The organism is Kitasatospora sp. NPDC089797 (assembly GCF_040684795.1).
Lineage (GTDB): Bacteria > Actinomycetota > Actinomycetes > Streptomycetales > Streptomycetaceae > Kitasatospora.
Genome location: NZ_JBFBGS010000058.1, coordinates 1 through 20,493 on the forward strand (window position 1 = coordinate 1; position 20,493 = coordinate 20,493).

Consider the following 20,493-nt stretch of genomic DNA (forward strand, 5'->3'; position numbering starts at 1 on the left):
CTGGTGCGCAAGCTCGTCGACGCCGCCCGCGGCCACGCCAGGATGGTCACCCTCGCCCCCGAACTCCCCGGCGGCCTCGACTCGGTGCGCATGCTCGCCGACCTCGGCGTGATCGCCGCCGTCGGCCACACCGACTCCGACTACCCCACCACCCTCGAGGCCATCGAGGCCGGCGCCACCGTCGCCACCCACCTCTTCAACGCCATGCCCGGCATCGCCCACCGCGCCCCCGGCCCCATCGTGGCCCTGCTGGAGGACGAACGCGTCACCGTCGAGCTGATCAACGACGGCGTCCACCTCCACCCCTCCGTCCTCGACCTCGCCTACGGCACCGCCGGCGCGAACCGGGTCGCCCTGATCACCGACGCCATGGGCGCCGCCGGCATGGGCGACGGCCTCTACCCCCTCGGCCCCCTCCAGGTCCGGGTCGAGAACGGCGTCGCCCGACTGGTCGAGGGCGGCGCGATCGCCGGCTCCACCCTCACCCTGGACGTGGCCTTCAAGCGCTCGGTCACCGTCAACGGCCTGACCCTCGGCCAGACGGTCGAGTCGCTCTGCACCACCCCGGCGCGACTGCTCGGCCTCGCCGACTCGGTCGGCTCGCTGGAGACCGGCAAGCTCGCCGACCTCGTCGTGCTCGACTCCGCGGGCTACGACCTGGTCGCCGTGATGCGCCGCGGCCGCTGGGTGGTCGGCGGCGACCGGTTCCGCACCGTCAAGTCCGCCTGACCGAAAGCCGACGGCCGCCCCTCCCCCGGTGGGGACGGGCGGCCGCGGTGCGTCGGCGGGCCGGGCTCAGCTGCTCGGCTCGACGGTGATCTGGTCGATCAGGATCGGCCCGGAGGGCACGGTGAGGGTGACCGTGTTCGCCCCGGCCTGCAGCTGCGGGAGTATCCACGTGCTGTACCAGGACGAGGCCGGGTCCTTGCCGGGCATGTAGTTCTTGAAGGTCAGGCCGCTCGGCCAGTCCTTGCCGTTCACCGCCGCCGCGCCCTTCACATCGGCCCCGCCGTTGTTGTAGTGCACCGTCAGCTTGTACGTCCCGGCCGCCGCGACCTGGCCGTTCCAGGTCACCGAGCCGCCCTGCTGGAGCGTCAGGTAGCTGCCGTCGGCGGACTTGCCGCCCTTGACGCTGTTGCCGGACGGCGCGTTCTGGCCCTGGAGCTGACCGGCGTCCACGGTCGCCGGGCCGGCCGAGACGGTGGCGCTCGCCGAGGGCGAGACCGAACCGCTCGAACCGCTCGGGGTCGCGGCGCCGCTGGGCGCCGGCGGGGCGGCGGTCGTGGTGCCGCCCTTGCCGTCCTTGCCCCCGTCCGGGTCACCGGTGGAGAGCGCGATCCCGGCGCCGATCGCTATCGCCGCGACCACCGCGACCGCGCCGATCACCGCGCCCTTGCTCCGGCCGCTGCTGCGCGGCTCGTCCCCCGGCTGCGGCCGGGAGTGCTCGGCGTATCGGGGGGACTGCTGGGTGGGCGCGCCGTACTCGGCCTGCTGCTGCGGCGCCGGGCCGGGCTGGCCGTACGGGGCCTGCTGGCCGTAGGGCGGCTGCTGCTGGCCGTACGGTGCCTGCTGCGGTGCCCGCGGCGGGTAGCCGTACTGCGCCCGGCCGACCTCCATCGGGCGGCTGTACGGCGTCCGGGGAACTCCCTGCTGCGGCTCGGCCGGCTGCCCGGTGGAGCCGTCGGCGGGGCGGTAGAGGTAGCCGAACGGGTCGTCGTCCTGCGGGGCACCGCCCGCCTGGCCCTCGGGCAATCCGTTGTCGCCGGCGGTCGTCACGGTGGTCTGCTCCCCCATCCGGTGTGCGTCGCCGCGCGCGGGCGGCGCAGATCATGGACGCTGTCGTACCGGGCACCCTACCTGTCGTACCTGACAGCAGGAAAAGAACCCTTGACAACTCGTGGGTAACCTGTGCGTTCCCGGGTGCTCGGCACCCGACCGACTCCGGGCCGTCGGGCGACCGGCCGCCGTCAGCCCGCCCGCCGGTGCGAGCGCTCGCCGCGCGCCCCGCGCACCGCACCGCCCCGGGCGCGCTTCTCGTCGTACATCCGCTCGTCCGCGGTGTGCAGCACCTCCTCGATGCTCATCCCGCAGCCGGCCCAGCCGATCCCGAGGCTCACCCCGACCCGCATCGCCCGGCCGTCGATCCGCATCGGCGGGATGATCGCGTTGCGCAGCCGGTGGGCGAGGTCCTTGGCCTCCTCGCGGCCGATGCCGTCGGCGAGCACCACGAACTCGTCGCCGCCCAGCCGGGCCACCGTGTCGCCGTCCCGGACCGCGCCGCTCAGCCGCCGGGCCACCTCGACCAGCACCGAGTCGCCGGCGTTGTGCCCGAACCGGTCGTTGATCGACTTGAAGCCGTCCAGGTCGCAGAAGAGCACCGCGAGCCCCTTGTCCACCGGCACCGCCGGGCCGGAGCGGAACGGCACGGACCAGGCCTCGCCGCCCGGCCCGTACTCGGCCGGGACCACGGCGTGCACGTGCTCCCCGAAACCGGCGCCGAGACCGGGCAGCGGGGCGCCCTCCGCCGGCCCGTAGCCGTGCACCGGCCCGGCGTACGGATCCGCGCCCTCCAGGCCCTCGTACGCCGTGTGCGCGCTGTAGGAGTCGGCCGGGTAGCCGTACGCCGGCGGGTAGCCGACCTCCGCGGGGCCCGCCGCGGCGCCGACCGGCTGCGGCTCGGGGCAGAGCCGGCGGGCCAGCCGCGCCTTGAGCTCGGCGCCGTTGGGCAGGCCGGTGAGCGCGTCGTGGCTGGCCCGGTGGGCGAGCTGGAGTTCGTGGCGCTTGCGGTCCTCGATGTCCTCGACGTGGGTGAGCAGGAAGCTCGGCCCCTCGGCCGCGTCGGCGACGATCGAGTTGCGCAGGCAGACCCACTGGTAGCCGCCGTCCCGGCGGGACAGCCGGAGTTCCGCCCGGCCGCTCTCGGCGCTGGTGCGTTCCAACAGGGCGCGGTCCTCGGGGTGGACGAGGTCGACGAAACTCTGCTGGCGCAGCACCGCGCGGGGGCGGCCGAGCAGTCGACAGAGCGCGTCGTTGACCCTGGTCAGCTGGCCGCGCCCGGCGCCGTGCAGCTCGGTGATAGCCATCCCGCTGGGGGCGTACTCGAAGGCCTGCCGGAAGCTCTCCTCGCTGGCCCGCAGCGCCTGCTGCTCCTTCTCCAGCCGGGCCAGGGCGCGCTGCATCTCGGCCCGCAGCCGGGCGTTGCCGATCGCGATGGAGGCCTGCAGCGAGAACATCTCCAGGGCCTCGCGGGTCCACGCGCCGGGCCGTTTGCCGCTGCGCGGGCGGTCCACCGAGAGGACGCCGAGCAGGTCGCCGCCGGCGCTGTACATCGGGGCGAGCAGCCCGTCGGCGGGGTGCCAGTCGTTGGCGTAGACGGGCAGCGGCCCGTCGCCGATCCAGCGCGGGATGTCGCTGGCGACGGCCCAGCCCCGGTCGTAGGGCAGGAAGCGCAGGGTGCCCCAGTGGTCGCTGACGCCGAGCAGGCGGTCCCAGGACTCGCGCGAGCCGACCTGGCCGAGCAGCACCGAGGGCCCGCCCATCGGGCTCTCCTCCAGCTCCCAGACCGCCGCCACCACGAGGTCGCCGTCCGGCCGGACCAGGCTGACCGCGGCGGCGTCGAAGCCGAGCCCGTGCACCGCACCCTCGACGACGGCCTGCAGCGTGCCCGCCAGGCTGCGGGCAGCGTTGAGGTCCGCCACGACCCGGTGCAAGGTGCGGAGGGTCGCGAGACGGACGTACGGCTCCGACTCGGCTTCCATGCGGGGGCTCCCCGGCTGCTTCGGATAGTTCTTGATTGGTTATCGTCCGATTGCCAGAAGAACTGAATCACAGGGAGCACAGCGTTCGGCACGCTCGGTCAGCAATAGGCCACCACTTGTGACTTAAATCACACGACACTAATGCGTCTTTCATCAGCTCATCCGCCCCATAGCGGGACATAAAACGCTATCGGAACAATTCCGGTGGTCGACCGCATCGGCCGCGCACTGAAGTCCACTGCACCCGCCGGTCCACCCGCTTCACCCCTGGGAGTGACCGCGCCCCGCCGCCCGGGAGACGTGCGCCGGTGGTCCTACGACCACGGCCCGATGCCGTTTCCCGCGAGCGACGACTACCGTGCGGTACGTGTACCCGTCCCCGCAGCCCGAAGCTGCCCCCCAGGCCACGCCCGACGAGTTCCGGGCAGCACTCTCCCAGCTCGCCGCCGGCGTGAGCCTGGTGACCGTCCACGACGAGGAGGACGGCGAGGACGCCGGCATGACCGCCACGTCCTTCCTCTCGGTGTCGCTGGACCCTCCGCTGGTGCTGATCTCGGTACGCGAGGACTCCCGGATGGACGAGGTGCTCTCCCGCAACGACACCTGGGCGGTCTCGGTGCTCACCGAGGCGCAGAAGACGCTCGGCTCCCGCTTCGCCATGAAGGGCCGGCTCAGCGACCGGCTGCTGTTCTCGGAGACCCCGCACCGCCGCGGCGCCCACACCGGCGCCCCGCTGATCGAGGGCGCGCTGGCCACCGTCGAGTGCCGCACCGAGCAGCGGATACCCGCCGGCGACCACACCCTGCTGATCGGCCGGGTCCTGGAGGCCGTCGTCCCCACCCCCGGCGGCCGCCCGCTGCTCTACTTCCACGGCGGCTACCGCACCCTGGGCTGAACCGGAGCCCCCGCGCGGCCCCGGACCGGAACGGCTCGCCGCGGACTACTCGCCGCGCGGCGCCCGCCGCCCCTGCTTGAGCTCCGAGCGGTGCTTCTTGTTCTCCAGCCGGCGCTGCACCATCCCCCGGCTCGGCCGGGTCGCCCGGCGGGCCTTCGGCGGCGGCGCGCACGCCTCGGTCAGCACCGCGGCCAGCCGGGCCGCGGCCGCCTCCCGGTTGCGCCACTGCGAGCGGAACTCCGAGGCCTGGATCACCAGCACCCGGCCGTCCACCAGCCGGTGCGCCAGCCGCTCCAGGGCGCGGGTGCGCCACACCTCGGGCAGCGCCTTCGAACCGGCCAGGTCGAAGCGCAGCTCGACCTTGGAGTCGGAGGTGTTGACGTGCTGGCCACCGGGGCCGGAGGAACGCGAGAAGCGCCAGACGAGCTCGGCGTCGGGGACGACCACCGACCCCCGTACGCGGATGGGCTCGGGCATGCGCCCATCATCGCGCGCCCGGCCCGCCCGGTCACCCGGTTATCGGTCATCACCCGCCCGCCTCCGGCGCGGGAGCCGGTTACCCGCACCGGCCCGGACCCCCGACAATGGCGTAGTGATCGAGCTCGGCTACTCCCTCTCCAACCGCTTCCCCGACCCCCCGCAGACCGACTACCGCACCGCCCCCGTGCGCTCGCTGCGGTACGACCTGTTCTGCGGCGACGTCTACCTGGACGCCGAGGACGCCGAACTGGCCACCCGCTGGGGCTGGGTGCCGGTGCTGGACTTCGCCTGGGCGCTGTGCGACATCGTCGAGCAGCTCGACCGGGACCCGGACGGCTCCCGGGCCGCCCGGGTGCAGACCGCCGACCTCGACTTCACCCAGAACACCGAGCTGCTGCGCTTCGCCCGCCGCTTCAACTGGGTCGAGGTCACCGCGACCTGGCTGCGGGACGAGCCGCCCGCCGTGATCCGGCACAGCGAGCTGCGGCGCGAGGCCCGGGACTTCCTCCAGGACACCCTCGCCGACCTCTTCGACATGCACCCCGACCTGGCCGACAACCCGAACATCTGGACGCTCCAGGGCCGGTTCCCCCGGGTCTGAGGCCGGATCCGACCGACCCTGCCAGTGCATTGCCCGCCCTTTGCCCCGTTTTGACGTCCACGAAGAATTCACGGCAACCCCGGAACCAAGCCGCCGGAGTATTGCGTTGTCCCGGGAAAAGCGAACGAAGGGACTGCAATCGCCATGCCAGTGAGCCTCTCCAAGGGTGGCAACGTCTCGCTGACCAAGGAGGCCCCCGGCCTGTCCGCGGTGAGCATCGGCCTGGGCTGGGACGTCCGCACCACGACCGGCACCGAATTCGACCTCGACGCCAGCGCGATCGTCCTGAACGCGGACGGCAAGGTGCTCTCCAACGCGCACTTCGTCTTCTTCAACAACACCAGCACGCCGGACGGCACCGTCGCGCACACCGGTGACAACCGGACCGGCGAGGGCGCCGGCGACGACGAGTCGATCAACGTCGACCTGTCCGGCCTGCCGGCCGAGGCCGTCAAGATCACCTTCCCGGTGACCATCTACGACGGCACCGCCCGCGGCCAGAACTTCGGCCAGGTCCGCAACGCCTACATCCGCGTGGTGAACGCGGCTGGCGGCGCCGAGATCGCCCGCTACGACCTCTCCGAGGACGCCGCCACCGAGACCGCCATGATCTTCGGCGAGCTCTACCGCAACAGCGGCGAGTGGAAGTTCCGCGCGGTCGGCCAGGGCTACGCCTCCGGCCTGGCCGGCATCGCCCAGGACTTCGGCGTCCAGCTCTGACCGACGCCGGAACGGAACCGCCGCGGCGCGGGAAGTCGACCCGTCCGACTTCCCGCGCCGCGGCGTTTCACCACGGGGCCGCTCAGCGCGTGGCGCGCAGCTCCGGCAGCTCGATCAGCTCGGTCTCGTCCTCGGGCGTCAGGTCCACCACGGTGGTCCCGTCCGGCTCGGCGCCCGCCGTGTCCACGGCGTCCCCGGCGTCCCCGGCGGACAGCGGCTCCACCGGACGGACGTCCGCCCCGGCCGCCCGGGCCCGCTGCGCCTCGGCCTTCGCCTCCGCGGCGACCGCCTCGTCCCCCACCACGTCCGCCAGGTCCGCCCGCTCCGCCAGCTCGGCGACGCTGCCCACCGCCGGGGCCGGAGCCGCCGCCCGGACCGCCGCACCCTGACCGCGGCCGAAGAAGCTGAAGCCGTGCCCACGGGTCGGCCCGGACTGCCCCGGGCGCTGCCGCTGCCGCTCCGCCGGAACCGGCGCGGCGGCCTGCCCGCCGGGCGTCAGGGGGGCACCGCCGAGCTGACCGACCGTCGTGGTCAGCGCCGGCCGCAGCGGCGTGGGTCGCACCGGCGTACCGCCCGCCGGGACCCCGCTCGCGGCCGGGCCGGCCGGCGCCTGGGCCGGCGTGGGCACCGTGGGCGCCACCGGCTTGGGCACCGACACCGGCGCGGGCGCCGGCGCGGCAGCGGTCACGGTGGCGGCGGTGGCGGTGGCAGCCGGGGTGGTCCGCGCCCGCAGCGCGACCGCCGCACCCGCCGAACGCTCCCGCTGCGCCTCCTGCTCGGCCGCCCGGCGCTCCAGCAGCCGCAGCACGGACGCGGCGCGGACGAACGCGGCCGGACTGGCCGGGTACTTGGGACGGCTCGCGGCGAGCGCCCGCTGGGCCGCCTCGGCCTCCTTGAGCGCCTGCTCCGCCACCGCCACGGCCCGCTCGCGCAGCAGCCGGGCTATCTCGGTCTCCGCCTTCGCCAGCCGCGACTTCTCCGCCGTCAGCCGCCGCCCGAACCGGGTGGCCCGCTCCTCGGCCACCTCGGCCGCGTACTCGGCCTCGGCGAGCTGCTCCTCGAACCGCTCCTCGGCGCGCATCCGCTGGGCCGCGGACACCTCGGCGGCCGCCCGGGCCGTCTTGTCCCGCTGCCGCAGCAGCACCGCGAAGCCGAGCGTCGCGATCAGCGCGGCGACACCCACCGAGCGCACCAGGACGGTGTCCTGACTGAAAAGCAGCGCGGCCAACGCGGCGACCAGCAGTACGCCGGCGGCGGTGGGGGGAAAGACCCGGCCGAGGACGGAGGAATGACGGTGGCGTCCGCGAGACATGCCAAGAAACTAGCGTGCGAATTGGGGCCGTGTCAGCCCAGGGTCCCCTTCAACCCTTGACAGTGCGCAGTTTTTACCGCACGTGCCCGGCTTTTCACTCAAGATCACGAAAAAAGCCCTGCTCAGCGCGGTGCGACCGGATCCGGCCGATCGGTCAGCGCGGCGAGGCCGCCGGACCGCCCGGATCGTCGTGGTTCTCCGGCAGCTTGCACACGTGCTGCAGCCAGAGCGCCGCGGCGATCACCGCGGCCCCCGCCAGCACCGCGAGCCCGGCGGTCACCGCCTGGTCCTTGCGGGCCGACACGTCCAGCTCGCCGAGCAGGTAGATCCCGGTGCCGGCGTAGATCCCGGTGACCACCGCCGAGACCAGCGCGCTGGCCTGCCCGAGCACCACCGCCCGGGCCGCCAGCAGCGGGTCGACCCGCTTGGCGCCGGGCTGCCGCTCGCGCACCGCCTTCAGCCGGGAGCGCAGCGAGATCGCGGTCGCCAACAGGATGACCGCCACCGCCGCCAGCACCACCGGCGCCGCGGCCGGCACGGCCGGCAGCGTGTCCAGGGACGCCCACAGCTTGGAGCCGGCCCAGGACAGTGCCGTCGTCGCGGCGGTGATGCCGACCAGCAGGCGGAGGCGAAGCAGCTTCACTCGGAGGAGGTCCTTCCCGGGGTGGCAGGGCCGCCCGCCCGGTGGCCCGGTGACGGCGGCGTCAGGCCACCGTACCGGGACCGGACGGGCGGACATCCACTCGTACGGCCGGGCCCCGCGGTCGAGTTCCCGGCCGGCCCGGCGGACCGGACCCGCCCGGACCGCCCGCCGGCCCGTGCTGCCGCTACTCCGGCAGCGTCAGCCGGATGTCGTCGCGGCGCTTCACGCCCTGCGCGTCCGGCCCGCCGAGCGCCTCCAGCAGCGCGGCGACCTGACCGTGCCCGGGCACCTCGGCCCCGGGCTGGGCGTCCAGCCAGGGGGCCAGCACGAAGGCCCGCTCGTGCGACCGCGGGTGCGGCAGCAGCAGCTGCGGGTCCTCGCTGACCACGCCCTCGTAGGCCAGGATGTCGACGTCCAGGGTGCGCGGGCCCCAGCGGACCTCGCGGACCCGGCCGAAGGCGTCCTCGATCGCGTTGCCGCGCTCCAGCAGGTCCCGCGGGGGCAGCGAGGTGCGCAGCACCACGACCGCGTTGTAGTAGTTGGGCTGTTCCTCCGGACCGCCGACGGCCTCGGTCTCGTAGACCGCCGAGACGGCCTTGATCCTCAGCCCGGGGGTGTCGGCGAGCGCGTCGACGGCGCCCTGGAGGGTGTCCAACCGGTTGCCCAGGTTGCTGCCGAGCGCGATCACCGCGCACCGCTGGCTGTGCAGCGTGGTGTCGGCGGAGTCCACCCGGTCCTCCAGGTCGAACGCGTTCGGCTCGGCGATCGGGTCAGTGCTGCTCATCGAAGAATTCCCTCTGCATCGGAAACCAGGCGCGCGGTGGGGGTCATGCGCGGCCCCGGTGGATGGTCACGGTCACGTCGTCGAACGGCACGGTGATCGGGGCGTCCGGCTTGTGCACGGTGACCTCGACCTCCTCGACCGCGTCGTGCTTCAGGCACTGGTCGGCGATCCGCTGCGCCAGGGTCTCGATCAGGTCGACCGGCTCCCCGGCGATGATCGCGGTGACCTCCTCGGCCACGATGCCGTAGTGCGCCGTGCGGGTGAGGTCGTCTCCGGACGCGGCGGGGCGGGTGTCCAGGTACAGCACGAGATCGACCACGAAGGTCTGGCCCTCGACGCGCTCGCGCTCGAAGACGCCGTGGTGGCCCCGGGCTCGCAGCCCCCGCAGGGTGACGCGGTCCAGCAAACGAATCACTGCTCCCAGTCGGACGGGCCCCACCCGGGGAAAGGCATGGACGGGCAGGGCGAAGGCGGGCAGCACGCCCGCCACTCCGTTTCGAATCTACCCGCGAGCGCGGACAACGCCTGACCGTCCTACCCGGCACGAACCGTCGCCACGCGCACCGGAATGGCGATTGACGTGAACGTTCGGTGACCACTCGGGAATTCCCCGGCGACCGTCCGGCGCCGATTTCCCGCAATCCCCGGAATCAGTCCTCGTCGTCCTCGTCGCCGCTGGTCAGAACGGGTGAACCGTGGTGCGACCAGAGCTTCCACCCGGCCGGGGTGCGACGGAACAGATTGCTCGACACGACCTTTCCGCCGACCAGCGGGCCGAGTTCCCCCTCCTCCTCGGCCTCACCGCCGGAGAGGATGTTCTCGGTGCACGTGACAAGGGCCACATCGCCGTGGACCTCGGCCTCGACATCGGTCAGGAAGAACTGGATGTACTCCGTGTTCATCATGATCAGCATGTACGACCGGGTCACCTGGGCCCGCCCGCGCAGCACCGGCCAGCCGGGGTGCACACAGACCACGCCGCCCTTGTCGTCGGCGTGCTCCGGGCCCAGCCAGGCCTCCTCGACCGCCTCGACGTCCCCCCGCTCCAGGGCCTCGTAGAACGCCCGGTTCGCCGCGAGCACCGCCTCCAGGTCCACCTCCCGGGCCTTGCCGGCCGTCCCGCCGCTCAACCTGCCGTCACCTGTCACAGACCCTCCCTCACCCCAGCCGCGCCGCGCGCTGCCAGGCCGCGACCACCCGCACGGCGTCCGCCGTACCGGACACGTCGTGCACCCGTACCGCCCAGGCGCCGGCCTGGGCCGACAGCACCGAGACCGCGGCGGTCGCGTCGTCCCGCTCGCGGGCCGGGCGCAGCTCCCCGGTTTCCGGGTCGGCGAGCAGCGTACCCAGGAACCGCTTGCGCGAAGCCGCGACGAGGACGGGACGGCCGAGCGCGGTGATCGCGTCCAGCCGCCCGAGCAGCGCCCAGTTGTGCTCCGCGGTCTTGGCGAAGCCGAGCCCCGGGTCGAGGACCAGCTGGTCCTGCTTGACCCCGGCCGCCAGCAGCGCCTCCACCCGCCCGGTCAGCTCGGCGACCACGTCCCGTACGACGTCCCGGTAGACGGCCCGCTGTTCCATGTCGGCGGACTGCCCGCGCCAGTGCATGACCACGAACGGCGCGCCCGTCTCGGCGACCACCCGGGCCATCGCCGGGTCGGCGAGGCCGCCGGAGACGTCGTTGACGATCGCGGCACCGGCCTCGACGGCCCGCTCGGCGACCGAGGCCCGCATGGTGTCCACCGACACCACCACCCCGGCGGCGGCCAGCTCCCGCACCACCGGCAGTACCCGGCGCAGTTCCTCGTCCTCGGGCACCCGCCGGCTCCCGGGCCGGGTGGACTCGCCGCCGACGTCCACCAGGTCCGCGCCGCGGGCCCGCAGCGCCAGCCCGTGCGCGATCGCCCTGGCGGGGTCGAGCCACATCCCACCGTCCGAGAAGGAGTCGGGTGTGACGTTGACCACGCCCATCACGGCGCAGCGGTCGAGCCGCGGCAGACCGGCCGGGAGGGAGGAGGACGGCGAGTTGCTCATGCCCCCATTATCGAACGGGACCCCCGCCGAGGATTCTCGGCGGGGGCCCCGGACGGCGGCGGGCCGGCTCAGGCGGCCTCGGTGACCTCACGGGTCGATGGCACGGGCATCAGGCCCTCGCGCTGGCGCTTGCGCCAGAAGCGCGGCATGCCGAGCGTGATGAAGGCCTCCGCCTGCATCGCGGCGAAGCCGATCCGCGGCAGGTCCCGGGTGCTCGGGAAGACCAGGAAGCGCGGCTCCCACTCGGGCTGGAACTTGGCGTTGAACTTGTACAGCGACTCGATCTGGAACCACCGCGACAGGAAGACCAGCAGTCCGCGCCAGGCGCGCAGCACCGGGCCGGCGCCGATCCGCTCGCCGCGGGCCAGCGCCGAGCGGAACATCGCGAAGTTGAGCGAGACCCGGCGGACGCCCAGGGCGCCCACCTCCTGCAGCGCGGCGACGATCAACAGCTCGTTCAGGCCGGGGTCGGCGGCCCGGTCGCGGCGCATCAGCTCCAGCGAGATGCCGTCCGGCCCCCAGGGCACGAAGTGCAGCACGGCCTTCAGGTCGTCGCCGCCCTCGCCCTCCTCCGGGGCCTTGTGGGCGGTGACCACCACGCAGTCGTCGTCCAGCGGGTCGCCGAAGCGGCCCAGGGCCATCGAGAAGCCGCGCTCGGTGTCGGTGCCGCGCCAGCGGGCGGCGGCGTCGGCGACCCGGTACTTCTCCTCGGCGCTGAGCTCGGAGACCCGGCGCACCTTGCAGGAGTAGCCGTTGCGCTCGATCCGCTTGACCATCTGGCGGACGTTGCGCATCGCCCGGCCGGCCAGCGAGAAGGTGGCCGTGTCGACGATCGCCTCGTCGCCCAGCTCCAGCGCGTCCAGGCCCGCCTCACGGGTCCAGACCTCGCCGCCGACCTCGCTGCAGCCCATCACGGCCGGCACCCAGGCGTGCTCGCGGGCCTCGGCCATGAACACCTTGATCGCGCCCGGCCAGGCCTCGACGTCGCCGACCGGGTCGCCGGAGGCGAGCATCACGCCGGAGACCACCCGGTAGGAGATCGCCGCCTTGCCGGTGGGCGAGAACAGCACGCTCTTGTCGCGGCGCAGCGCGAAGTAGCCGAGCGAGTCGCGCTCGCCGTGCCGCTTGAGCAGCTCGCGGACCTTCGCCTCGTCCTCGACGGTGAGCTCCGGCTTGGGCTTGCCGGGGCGCAGCGCCAGGTAGGCGGTGGTGAAGGCGGTCAGCAGGCCGAGGCCGCCGAGCAGGTAGGCGACCAGGTCGGACATCCGCTCGTTGGTGTAGCGGATCGGTCCCTCGAAGCCGAACAGCCCGTACCCGACGTGCTGCAGCCGCTCGTACAGTCCGGGGTGGCCGAACTCGTACCGGGTGCGGGTGCTCACGATCAGCAGGCCGAGCAGCACGCTGAGGGCGCCCATCACGACCAGGTTGACCACCGCGCCCCAGCGGGTGCGCGGGTCGGCCTTGGCGTAGAACTCGCGCTGGTGCACCAGCATCACGACCAGGACGACCAGCGAGACGACCGCCGGGCCGATCTGGTGCCAGCGCATGATGTGCAGCGCGGCGCTGAGCGGCAGCAGTACGCAGACCGCCCGCCAGGCCCGCCGCTTGCGCCGGCGCAGCGCGTGCGCCAGCGGCACCAGCAGGATGCCGACCATCAGCGTGCCGACCGCGGCCAGGCTGGTGGTCCCGCCCGGCAGCTGCCCGGCGAAGGTGTGCATCTTGGTGTGCCGGAGCTTGGGGAACACCGCGCTGGCTATGTCGACCAGCCCGATCAGCAGGCAGGCGTAGCCGACCGCGCCGGGGAGCCAGGCCCTCGGGACGGCGGCCGCCTGGTTGCGCAGCGTCTGCAGCCCGCGCCGACGACGCGGCGGCTGCTCGGGGCTCGGCTCAACGGACACGGGAACGCTCATGGAAGCTCAGCGTAGGGGCTGCGGTGCGGTGTCCGTTCACTCCGGGGGAGCACGTGTGATGGACCTTCATGCCTATTCCTTCATCAGGCAATGCGCATACCAAGGACCCGGAAACGGACGGTATCCGGGGCCGCGGGCGCGCTGCGGGTTGAGCCGGGGGCGGGAGCCGTGGGTCCACCGCCGCGTGGCGGGACGGAACCCTCCGGCACGCGTTACGTACGGTGGACGCCGCATTCTAGGGCGCCGGTTGCCCCGGACCTCCCCCCGCCCTCCCCGCCCCGCCCGGACCTCCGGACAGCCTAGCTGCGGTGGCCCGGTCTGACGGTCCGCCAGACGATGAAGCCTGCACCGACAGCGTCCCACCGGAAGGCCGACCGCATGGAACTGACCAGCGACGTGCTGGTGAACTCGCTGCTCGCTCTCGGAGCGGCGGCTCTCCTCACCACCCTCTGGATCTGGCCCCGGCTGGCCCGGCAGCGCCCGCTCCCGGTGCTGGGCCGGATCGGCCTGATGACCGTCGTTCAAGTCTCGGTCCTCGCGGTGCTGGCGCTGTCGGTGAACAACTCCTTCGGGTTCTACACCTCCTGGGACGACCTGCTCGACCCCGGCGGCGCCAAGCTCGCGCTGACCAGCAACGAGAACCACAAGGGCGGCACGCCGGTCTCCGACCAGCTGGTCCAGCCGACCAACGAGGGCGGTCTGGAGAGCGTCACCGACCTGCCCAAGGGCGCGCCGGAGGAGGTCGGGAAGGTCGAGTCGGTCCGGGTCAACGGCAAGGAGACCGGCTTCTCCGACCAGATGTTCGTCTACCTGCCGCCGGAGTACTTCGACCCGAAGTTCGCCCTGGTCCGCTTCCCCGTCGTGCTGACCCTGGCCGGCTTCCCGGGCACCACCCTGAACCTGATGAAGGAACTGCCGGTGGTGCAGAAGGCGGCCGAGCTCCAGCGCTCCGGCAAGATGCCGCCGACCGTCATGGTGCTGGCCCGTCCGTCGGTGGTCCCCTCCCGGGACACCGAGTGCGTGGACGTCCCCGGCGGGCCGCGCACCGAGACCTGGTTCACCAAGGACGTGCCGGAGGCCCTGCACAGCGCCTACCGGCTCGGCCGCTCGGCCGGCTCCTGGGGCGTGTTCGGCTACTCCACCGGCGGCAGCTGCGCGATGCGCCTGTCGATGCGCAACCCGAACGTCTACGGCAGCGCCACGGGCCTGCACGGCGACTTCTCGGTGCGCCAGGACCAGTACACCGGCGGCGACCTCTTCAACGGCGACAAGACCCTCACCCAGCAGCACGACCTCGGCTGGCGGCTGCAGAACCTCCCGGCCCCGTCGCTGAACATGCTGGTGGTCTCCACCCGCACGGAGACGGACTACCGGCAGACCGTCCAGTTCGTCGACCAGGCCACCCAGGTCGCGGCGGCCAACCCGCAGTTCAAGGTGGAGTCGCTGTACCTGGACGACGGCGGGCACAACTTCGACAGCTGGACCAGGGAGCTGCCCGCCTCGCTGGAGTGGATGGGCGCCCACCTCGGCTAGGGCGCGGCCCGGACGGGTGATTACCCGCCGGTCGGCCCGCCCGGCCGGCGGTTCGGGGGGACGTATCGCGGCCGCCCGTCCGACCCCCGGCGGGCGCCGCCCCGGATCCGCGCAGGAGGCGCCGTGCTGAGCACCCGATCGCTCTTCAACGAGATCTACCGGAACGACCAGGCCTACCAGCTGTTCTGCAGCATCGCGGCCGGCGGCGAGGACCAGGGCGGCTGGGAGAACGAGCGGATCACCGCCCTCACCCGGGACCCGGTGCTCGCCCCGAAGGTCGCCCGGCACGGCGCGGACGAGCGCAAGCACGGCCGGATCTTCACCCAGCTGCTGAACAAGCGCGGCCTGCCCAAGGTGCCCGTCCCGGACGAGGCCGACTACTGCATGCTGCTGGAGCGCCAGGGCGTCGGCCTCTCCCACGAGCGGCTGACCGGCGACGCCCCGCTGACCGAGCGCGAGATCATCACCTACCTCGCGCACAGCCGGGTCACCGAGCAGCGCGCCGCCGAGCAGATGCGCCGGCTGGTGAAGGTCTACGGGGACAACCCCGAGCTCGGCCGGGCGATGCGGATGATCTCCGCCGACGAGGACGCCCACCTCGCGTACTGCCACGAGGAACTGCTGCGGCTGACCGCCGAGGGCCACGGCCCGTACATCCGGCACGCCCTGGAGACCACCGCCCGCGGCGAGATCCGCACCCACCGGGACGTCGGGCTGGCCGTCACCACCCGGATGGCGCGGATCCTGCGCTGGTCCCGCTGGCAGCTGGCCGTGGTCACCCTCGGGGTGCACGCGCTCTACCTGTACGACCGGGCCTTCGGCTGGCGGCGGATGGTCACGCTGCGGATGCCGGAGCGCCGCAACGCGCTGGGCACCCCGGCTCCGCCGCACGCGGAGCCCGAGGTGCCCTGAGCCGTGGCCGTCCGGCCGTGCGGCCGTCCTGCCCTTCTGCGCCGTCCCTAGCGCCCGATGATGAGGCTCATCGCCTCGGCCCGGGTGGCCGGGTCGCGCAGCTGGCCGCGCACGCAGGAGGTGATGGTCTTGGCGCCGGGCTTGCGGATGCCGCGCATCGACATGCACATGTGCTCGCACTCGACCACGACGATCGCCCCGCGCGGCTCCAGGATCCGCATCAGCGCGTCGGCCACCTGGCTGGTCAACCGTTCCTGCACCTGGGGGCGGCGGGCGTAGACGTCGACCAGCCGGGCGAGCTTGGACAGCCCGGTGATCTTGCCGCTGGTGGACGGGATGTACCCGACGTGCGCGACACCGCGGAACGGCACCAGGTGGTGCTCGCAGACCGAGGTCAGCTCGATGTCCTTGACCAGCACCATCTCGTCGTGGCCGAGGTCGAAGGTGGTGGTCAGGACGTCCTCGGGCTCCTGCCACAGGCCCGCGAATATCTCCTTGTAGGCCCGCGCGACCCGGGCCGGCGTCTCCAGCAGGCCCTCGCGGTCCGGGTCCTCCCCCACCGCGAGCAGCAGCTCGCGGATGGCGTTCTCGGCCCGCTTCTGGTCGAAGGTCCCGACGGCGGGCGGACCGTCGAGCGTCACCGGGTCGATCATGCGGGCCTCGCTTATGTGTGGAGAAGACTCTGGCTGAACAGCACGGATGCCGCGCCTCCAGGGTACAAACCCTGGTGACGCGGCATCCATTCCCTGGCGGGATTCCCTCCGGGGGCCGGATCAGCCCTCGGTCGGCGGCTCGGCGGCCGGCAGCGGCGGGAGCTTCACGATGTCCACCGGAGCGGTGTCGGAGGCGGCGGCGCCGTTGGTGAGCGCCAGCTCCTTCGGCGACTGCACCGGCGGCCGGGTGGACGGCGTGCGGCGGGCGGAGCCCGTCCAGGCCGGCCGGGCCGGGCGCTTGACGATCGGGGCGAAGATCTCGGCGATCTGCTCCTTGTTCAGGGTCTCCTTCTCCAGGAGTTCCAGAACCAGGTTGTCGAGCACGTCACGGTTCTCGACCAGGATCTCCCAGGCCTCGTTGTGCGCGCTCTCGATGAGCTTCTTGACCTCTTCGTCGACCAGCCCGGCGACCTCTTCCGAGTAGTCGCGCTGGTGGCCCATCTCGCGGCCCAGGAACGGCTCCGCGTTGTCGGACCCGAACTTGATCGCACCCAGGCGCTCGGTCATGCCGTACTGGGTGACCATGGCCCGCGCCGTGGCGGTGGCCTTCTCGATGTCGTTCGAGGCACCGGTGGTCGGGTCGTGGAAGACCAGCTCCTCCGCCGCGCGCCCGCCCAGCATGTAGGCCAGCTGGTCGAGCATCTCGTTGCGGGTGGTGGAGTACTTGTCCTCCTCCGGCAGCACCATGGTGTAGCCGAGGGCCCGACCGCGGGACAGGATGGTGATCTTGTGCACCGGGTCGCTGTACTGGCAGGCCGCCGCGACCAGGGCGTGACCGCCCTCGTGGTACGCGGTGATCTTCTTCTCCTTGTCGGACATGATCCGCGTGCGCTTCTGCGGACCGGCCACGACGCGGTCGATCGCCTCGTCCAGGATGCCGTTGTCGATCAGCTTCTTGTCCGAGCGGGCGGTCAGCAGCGCGGCCTCGTTGAGCACGTTCGACAGGTCCGCGCCGGTGAAGCCGGGGGTGCGCTTGGCGACGGCCGACATGTCGACGTCGGGCGCGATCGGCTTGCCCTTCTGGTGCACCTTGAGGATGTCCAGCCGGCCCTGGAGGTCGGGGCGCTCCACCGCGATCTGGCGGTCGAAGCGGCCCGGGCGCAGCAGCGCCGGGTCCAGGATGTCGGGGCGGTTGGTCGCGGCGATCAGGATCACGCCGCCCTTGACGTCGAAGCCGTCCATCTCGACCAGCAGCTGGTTGAGGGTCTGCTCGCGCTCGTCGTGGCCGCCGCCGAGGCCCGCACCGCGGTGCCGGCCGACGGCGTCGATCTCGTCGACGAAGACGATCGCCGGGGCGTTCGCCTTGGCCTGCTCGAACAGGTCGCGGACCCGGCTGGCACCGACACCGACGAACATCTCGACGAAGTCGGAGCCGGAGATGGAGTAGAACGGCACCCCGGCCTCGCCCGCGACGGCGCGCGCCAGCAGGGTCTTGCCGGTTCCGGGCGGGCCGTAGAGCAGCACGCCCTTGGGGATCTTGGCGCCGACGGCCTGGAACTTGGCCGGCTCCTGCAGGAACTCCTTGATCTCGTGGAGCTCCTCGACCGCCTCGTCCGCGCCGGCGACGTCGGCGAAGGTGGTCTTCGGGGTGTCCTTGGTCAGCAGCTTGGCCTTGGACTTGCCGAACTGCATGACGCGGGAGCCGCCGCCCTGCATCTGGTTCATCAGGAACAGGAAGACCAGCACGATGATCACGATCGGCAGCATCGACAGCAGCAGGCTGACGAAGGTGCTCTGCTTCTCGGGGCTCACCGTGTAGCCCTCGGTGAGGGAGCTGCTCTTGTCGTTCATCTGGGCCTGGAGCTTGTCCGCGATCGCGACGCCCTGGTCACCGATGTACGAGGCCTGGAACTTGCTGCCGGACGGGGCCTTGCCCGAACCGGCGGGGGACAGCGTGGCGCCGTCCTTCAACTGGATCTTGATCGTGTTCGAGTCACCGGTGGTGATCTGCGCCGACTTGACGTTGTGCGCATCGATCGCGGCAACGACCTGACCGGTGTCCACCGTCTTGTAGCCGTTCGAGTCCGAAACGACCTGCATCAAAACGATGACGGCGAGGACGGCCAGCACGATCCACATGATCGGCGCACGGAAGTATCGCTTGACGTCCATCCATGCGGGGCGTTGCCGCCCCGTCCCTCCTGCCACTCAGCGGCGCCGGGAGGCTGGGGGCCGCGGCGCATCCGGAATCGGTGCTCATGTGAAGAGCGGTTTATTGGACCGTACCGCAGTGGGGCCCACCCGTGGCGGGAGCACAGCGACACGGCTTTGGTTCTTTGTCCCCCGGTCCAACGGGCGGGAACAACCTACTGTTCCCGCCCCTAGCCCGAACGGACCCTCAGCCGCCGTAGACGTGCGGGGCGAGGGTGCCGATGAAGGGGAGGTTACGCAGCTTCTCCGCGTAGTCCAGGCCGTAGCCCACCACGAACTCGTTCGGGATGTCGAAACCGACGTACTTCACGTCGATCTCGACCTTCGCCGCGTCCGGCTTGCGGAGCAGGGTGCAGACCTCCAGCGAGGCCGGGCCGCGCGAGCCCAGGTTGCCCAGCAGCCAGGACAGCGTCAGGCCGGAGTCGATGATGTCCTCGACGATCAGGACGTCACGGCCGGCGATGTCGGTGTCCAGGTCCTTCAGGATGCGCACCACACCGGAGGACTTGGTCCCCATGCCGTAGGAGGAGACGGCCATCCAGTCCATGGTGACCTGCGAGTGCAGGGTCCGGGCCAGGTCGGCCATGACCATCACGGCCCCCTTGAGGACGCCGACGATCAGCAGGTCCTTGCCTGCGTAGTCCCGGTCGATGCGCTCGGCCAGCTCCTGGAGCTTGGCGTCGATCTCGTCCTTGCTGATGAGCACCTTCGCGAGGTCAGCGCCCATGTCGTTCTGGTCCACCGGGGATACGTCCTCAAACGTTCGGGGTCTGTGTGGCCGACGGCCGGCTCCCCCGGGACATGCCTCGCCCTCAGTCGCCCTGCCGCCGAAAGACCAGCGTGCCACACCTGCGGGTGGCCTCGACGCCCCCGGGTAGGTGCAGCGGCCCCTGGCCCCGCCAACCGGTGACCAGCAGGTCCACCGTCTCCAGGTGCCGGGCGAACAGGTCCCCGGCCGGGCAGCCCGCGCGCAGCGCGGCCCGGCGCAGCACCCGGCGCCGGACGGCGGGCGGGAGTTCGGCCAGTTTCACGGCGTCCAGGGTGCCTTCGCCCGTACGGAGGTCGCGCTCCGCCAGGGAGGCCCACTGGTCGAGGGCGTCGGCGTCGTCACGGAACAGCCGGGCGGTGCGGGCCAGCGCCTCCACCACGCCGCCGCCGAGGTGCTTCTCCAGCACCGGCAGCACCTCGTGGCGGACCCGGGAGCGGGTGTAGGCGGGATCACAGTTGTGCGGGTCGTCCCAGACCGGGATCGCCTGCGCGGAGCAGGCCTGCCGGGTGGCCGCCCGGTCCAGCTCCAGCAGCGGACGGCGGTAGCGGCCCTTCTGGGCCGGCATCCCGGCCAGCGACCGGGAGCCGGAGCCGCGGGCCAGGCCCAGCAGCACCGTCTCGGCCTGGTCGTCCCGGGTGTGGCCGAGCAGTACCGCGATCGCGCCGTGGCGTTCGGCGGCCTCGTCCAGGGCGGCGTAGCGGGCGTCCCGGGCGGCGGCCTCCGGGCCGCCGGCGCGGCCGACCAGGACCGGGACGGCCTCGACCGGGTCCAGGCCCAGCGAGCGCAGCCGCTCGGCCACCTGGGCGGCGCGGTCGGCGGAGCCGTCCTGGAGGCCGTGGTCGACGGTGACGGCGCCGACCCGCAGGCCGATCTTGGGGGCCTCGAAGGCGGCGGCGATGGCCAGCGCCATGGAGTCCGCGCCGCCGCTGACGGCGACCAGGACCAGCGGCGAGCCGGGGGCGGCCGGGGTGCGCGGCAGCCCGGAGGGGTGGCGGGCGGCGTTGCCGATCAGGGTGGTGCCGACGGCGGCACCGACCAGCGGCGCCCCGGCCGGGCGCTCGCGGGGCTCGCGCACGGGCGCGGTGAAGGTGGTACCGACCTCGGCGGCGAGGTCGGTGAGGGTACGGCGAACGGCCAGGCGTATCGCGGCGACGGCGGGGTGAGGGCCCACGGCGGACGACTCCTCGAGGGAGGGGGACAGGACTGCGGCGGGCGGCCGGGGCCGCACAGCTGCATAGCGCCGCGTTACCGGGCGCTCACAGATGGTGGCAGAAAGCGGCG

General features: G+C 72.7%; 20 protein-coding genes. 6 read left to right on the top strand and 14 right to left on the bottom strand.

Features of this window, described 5'->3' with window-relative positions:
• Positions 1-729 (top strand): amidohydrolase family protein (locus AB0O91_RS34250; RefSeq protein WP_363441622.1); only part of this gene is annotated, 729 nt, incomplete at its 5' end.
• 66 nt (positions 730-795) lie between these two features.
• Here AB0O91_RS34250 and AB0O91_RS34255 read toward each other — a convergent pair.
• Complete coding sequence (locus tag AB0O91_RS34255) at positions 796-1,794, bottom strand: carbohydrate-binding protein (RefSeq protein ID WP_363441624.1); 999 nt, start codon at positions 1,792-1,794, stop codon at positions 796-798.
• A 173-nt stretch (positions 1,795-1,967) separates the two neighbouring features.
• The gene (locus AB0O91_RS34260; RefSeq protein WP_363441626.1) at positions 1,968-3,758 is read right to left on the bottom strand and encodes a diguanylate cyclase; all 1,791 of its coding nucleotides are present in this window, start codon (positions 3,756-3,758) and stop codon (positions 1,968-1,970) included.
• A 367-nt stretch (positions 3,759-4,125) separates the two neighbouring features.
• Between AB0O91_RS34260 and AB0O91_RS34265 the strand changes: the two genes are divergently transcribed.
• On the top strand, positions 4,126-4,653 hold the full coding sequence (locus tag AB0O91_RS34265; RefSeq protein ID WP_363441627.1) for a flavin reductase family protein: 528 nt from the start codon (positions 4,126-4,128) through the stop codon (positions 4,651-4,653).
• A 45-nt stretch (positions 4,654-4,698) separates the two neighbouring features.
• On the opposite strand, the gene arfB is transcribed toward AB0O91_RS34265, so the two are convergent.
• Positions 4,699-5,130: an alternative ribosome rescue aminoacyl-tRNA hydrolase ArfB gene (gene arfB / locus AB0O91_RS34270; RefSeq protein WP_363441629.1), complete on the bottom strand. Its 432-nt coding sequence runs from the start codon at positions 5,128-5,130 to the stop codon at positions 4,699-4,701.
• A gap of 115 nt (positions 5,131-5,245) precedes the next feature.
• On the opposite strand from arfB, the gene AB0O91_RS34275 reads away from it, so the two are divergent.
• On the top strand, positions 5,246-5,734 hold the full coding sequence (locus tag AB0O91_RS34275) for a hypothetical protein (RefSeq protein WP_363441631.1): 489 nt from the start codon (positions 5,246-5,248) through the stop codon (positions 5,732-5,734).
• A 144-nt stretch (positions 5,735-5,878) separates the two neighbouring features.
• Positions 5,879-6,454 carry a TerD family protein gene (locus AB0O91_RS34280; protein ID WP_363441633.1) on the top strand — a complete coding sequence of 192 codons (576 nt, stop codon included), beginning with the start codon at positions 5,879-5,881 and terminating at the stop codon, positions 6,452-6,454.
• Between the two features lie 82 nt (positions 6,455-6,536).
• On the opposite strand, the gene AB0O91_RS34285 is transcribed toward AB0O91_RS34280, so the two are convergent.
• From AB0O91_RS34285 to AB0O91_RS34315, 7 genes are all read right to left on the bottom strand, one after another.
• The gene (locus tag AB0O91_RS34285; protein ID WP_363441635.1) at positions 6,537-7,766 is read right to left on the bottom strand and encodes a hypothetical protein; all 1,230 of its coding nucleotides are present in this window, start codon (positions 7,764-7,766) and stop codon (positions 6,537-6,539) included.
• A 154-nt stretch (positions 7,767-7,920) separates the two neighbouring features.
• Positions 7,921-8,409 carry a DUF3180 domain-containing protein gene (locus AB0O91_RS34290; protein ID WP_363441637.1) on the bottom strand — a complete coding sequence of 163 codons (489 nt, stop codon included), beginning with the start codon at positions 8,407-8,409 and terminating at the stop codon, positions 7,921-7,923.
• Between the two features lie 184 nt (positions 8,410-8,593).
• Positions 8,594-9,193, bottom strand: a complete 600-nt coding sequence (gene folK / locus AB0O91_RS34295; RefSeq protein ID WP_363441639.1) for a 2-amino-4-hydroxy-6-hydroxymethyldihydropteridine diphosphokinase — start codon at positions 9,191-9,193, stop codon at positions 8,594-8,596.
• A 43-nt stretch (positions 9,194-9,236) separates the two neighbouring features.
• Entirely contained in the window at positions 9,237-9,596 is a 360-nt protein-coding gene (gene folB, locus AB0O91_RS34300; protein ID WP_030288941.1) for a dihydroneopterin aldolase, read from the bottom strand.
• A 247-nt stretch (positions 9,597-9,843) separates the two neighbouring features.
• A complete protein-coding gene (locus AB0O91_RS34305) occupies positions 9,844-10,323 on the bottom strand; it encodes a nuclear transport factor 2 family protein (protein ID WP_188309659.1) in 480 nt (159 codons plus the stop codon).
• Positions 10,324-10,351: 28 nt separating this feature from the next.
• The gene (gene folP, locus AB0O91_RS34310) at positions 10,352-11,224 is read right to left on the bottom strand and encodes a dihydropteroate synthase (RefSeq protein ID WP_363441641.1); all 873 of its coding nucleotides are present in this window, start codon (positions 11,222-11,224) and stop codon (positions 10,352-10,354) included.
• A gap of 68 nt (positions 11,225-11,292) precedes the next feature.
• Positions 11,293-13,134: a phosphatidylglycerol lysyltransferase domain-containing protein gene (locus AB0O91_RS34315; RefSeq protein ID WP_363441643.1), complete on the bottom strand. Its 1,842-nt coding sequence runs from the start codon at positions 13,132-13,134 to the stop codon at positions 11,293-11,295.
• A gap of 378 nt (positions 13,135-13,512) precedes the next feature.
• Here AB0O91_RS34315 and AB0O91_RS34320 point away from each other — a divergent pair, with 378 nt between their 5' ends.
• Both AB0O91_RS34320 and AB0O91_RS34325 read left to right on the top strand, forming a co-directional pair.
• Positions 13,513-14,667 carry an alpha/beta hydrolase-fold protein gene (locus AB0O91_RS34320; protein ID WP_363441645.1) on the top strand — a complete coding sequence of 385 codons (1,155 nt, stop codon included), beginning with the start codon at positions 13,513-13,515 and terminating at the stop codon, positions 14,665-14,667.
• A 123-nt stretch (positions 14,668-14,790) separates the two neighbouring features.
• Entirely contained in the window at positions 14,791-15,579 is a 789-nt protein-coding gene (locus AB0O91_RS34325; RefSeq protein ID WP_363441647.1) for a ferritin-like domain-containing protein, read from the top strand.
• A 47-nt stretch (positions 15,580-15,626) separates the two neighbouring features.
• On the opposite strand, the gene folE is transcribed toward AB0O91_RS34325, so the two are convergent.
• The 4 genes from folE to tilS all read right to left on the bottom strand — a co-directional run bounded on the left by folE (position 15,627) and on the right by tilS (position 20,383).
• A complete protein-coding gene (gene folE / locus AB0O91_RS34330) occupies positions 15,627-16,232 on the bottom strand; it encodes a GTP cyclohydrolase I FolE (RefSeq protein ID WP_030309924.1) in 606 nt (201 codons plus the stop codon).
• 120 nt (positions 16,233-16,352) lie between these two features.
• Positions 16,353-18,404 carry an ATP-dependent zinc metalloprotease FtsH gene (gene ftsH / locus AB0O91_RS34335; RefSeq protein WP_363441649.1) on the bottom strand — a complete coding sequence of 684 codons (2,052 nt, stop codon included), beginning with the start codon at positions 18,402-18,404 and terminating at the stop codon, positions 16,353-16,355.
• A 226-nt stretch (positions 18,405-18,630) separates the two neighbouring features.
• On the bottom strand, positions 18,631-19,185 hold the full coding sequence (hpt, locus tag AB0O91_RS34340; protein ID WP_363441651.1) for a hypoxanthine phosphoribosyltransferase: 555 nt from the start codon (positions 19,183-19,185) through the stop codon (positions 18,631-18,633).
• Between the two features lie 70 nt (positions 19,186-19,255).
• The gene (gene tilS / locus AB0O91_RS34345; protein ID WP_363441653.1) at positions 19,256-20,383 is read right to left on the bottom strand and encodes a tRNA lysidine(34) synthetase TilS; all 1,128 of its coding nucleotides are present in this window, start codon (positions 20,381-20,383) and stop codon (positions 19,256-19,258) included.
• Positions 20,384-20,493: the final 110 nt, after the last annotated feature.

Coding starts and splice junctions, on each gene's coding strand:
- AB0O91_RS34255 (WP_363441624.1), bottom strand. CDS start 1,794: ATGGGGGAGCAGACCACCGTGACGACCGCCGGCGACAACGGATTGCCC.
- AB0O91_RS34260 (WP_363441626.1), bottom strand. CDS start 3,758: ATGGAAGCCGAGTCGGAGCCGTACGTCCGTCTCGCGACCCTCCGCACC.
- arfB (WP_363441629.1), bottom strand. CDS start 5,130: ATGCCCGAGCCCATCCGCGTACGGGGGTCGGTGGTCGTCCCCGACGCC.
- AB0O91_RS34280 (WP_363441633.1), top strand. CDS start 5,879: ATGCCAGTGAGCCTCTCCAAGGGTGGCAACGTCTCGCTGACCAAGGAG.
- AB0O91_RS34285 (WP_363441635.1), bottom strand. CDS start 7,766: ATGTCTCGCGGACGCCACCGTCATTCCTCCGTCCTCGGCCGGGTCTTT.
- folK (WP_363441639.1), bottom strand. CDS start 9,193: ATGAGCAGCACTGACCCGATCGCCGAGCCGAACGCGTTCGACCTGGAG.
- folP (WP_363441641.1), bottom strand. CDS start 11,224: ATGAGCAACTCGCCGTCCTCCTCCCTCCCGGCCGGTCTGCCGCGGCTC.
- AB0O91_RS34315 (WP_363441643.1), bottom strand. CDS start 13,134: ATGAGCGTTCCCGTGTCCGTTGAGCCGAGCCCCGAGCAGCCGCCGCGT.
- AB0O91_RS34320 (WP_363441645.1), top strand. CDS start 13,513: ATGGAACTGACCAGCGACGTGCTGGTGAACTCGCTGCTCGCTCTCGGA.
- folE (WP_030309924.1), bottom strand. CDS start 16,232: ATGATCGACCCGGTGACGCTCGACGGTCCGCCCGCCGTCGGGACCTTC.
- ftsH (WP_363441649.1), bottom strand. CDS start 18,404: ATGGACGTCAAGCGATACTTCCGTGCGCCGATCATGTGGATCGTGCTG.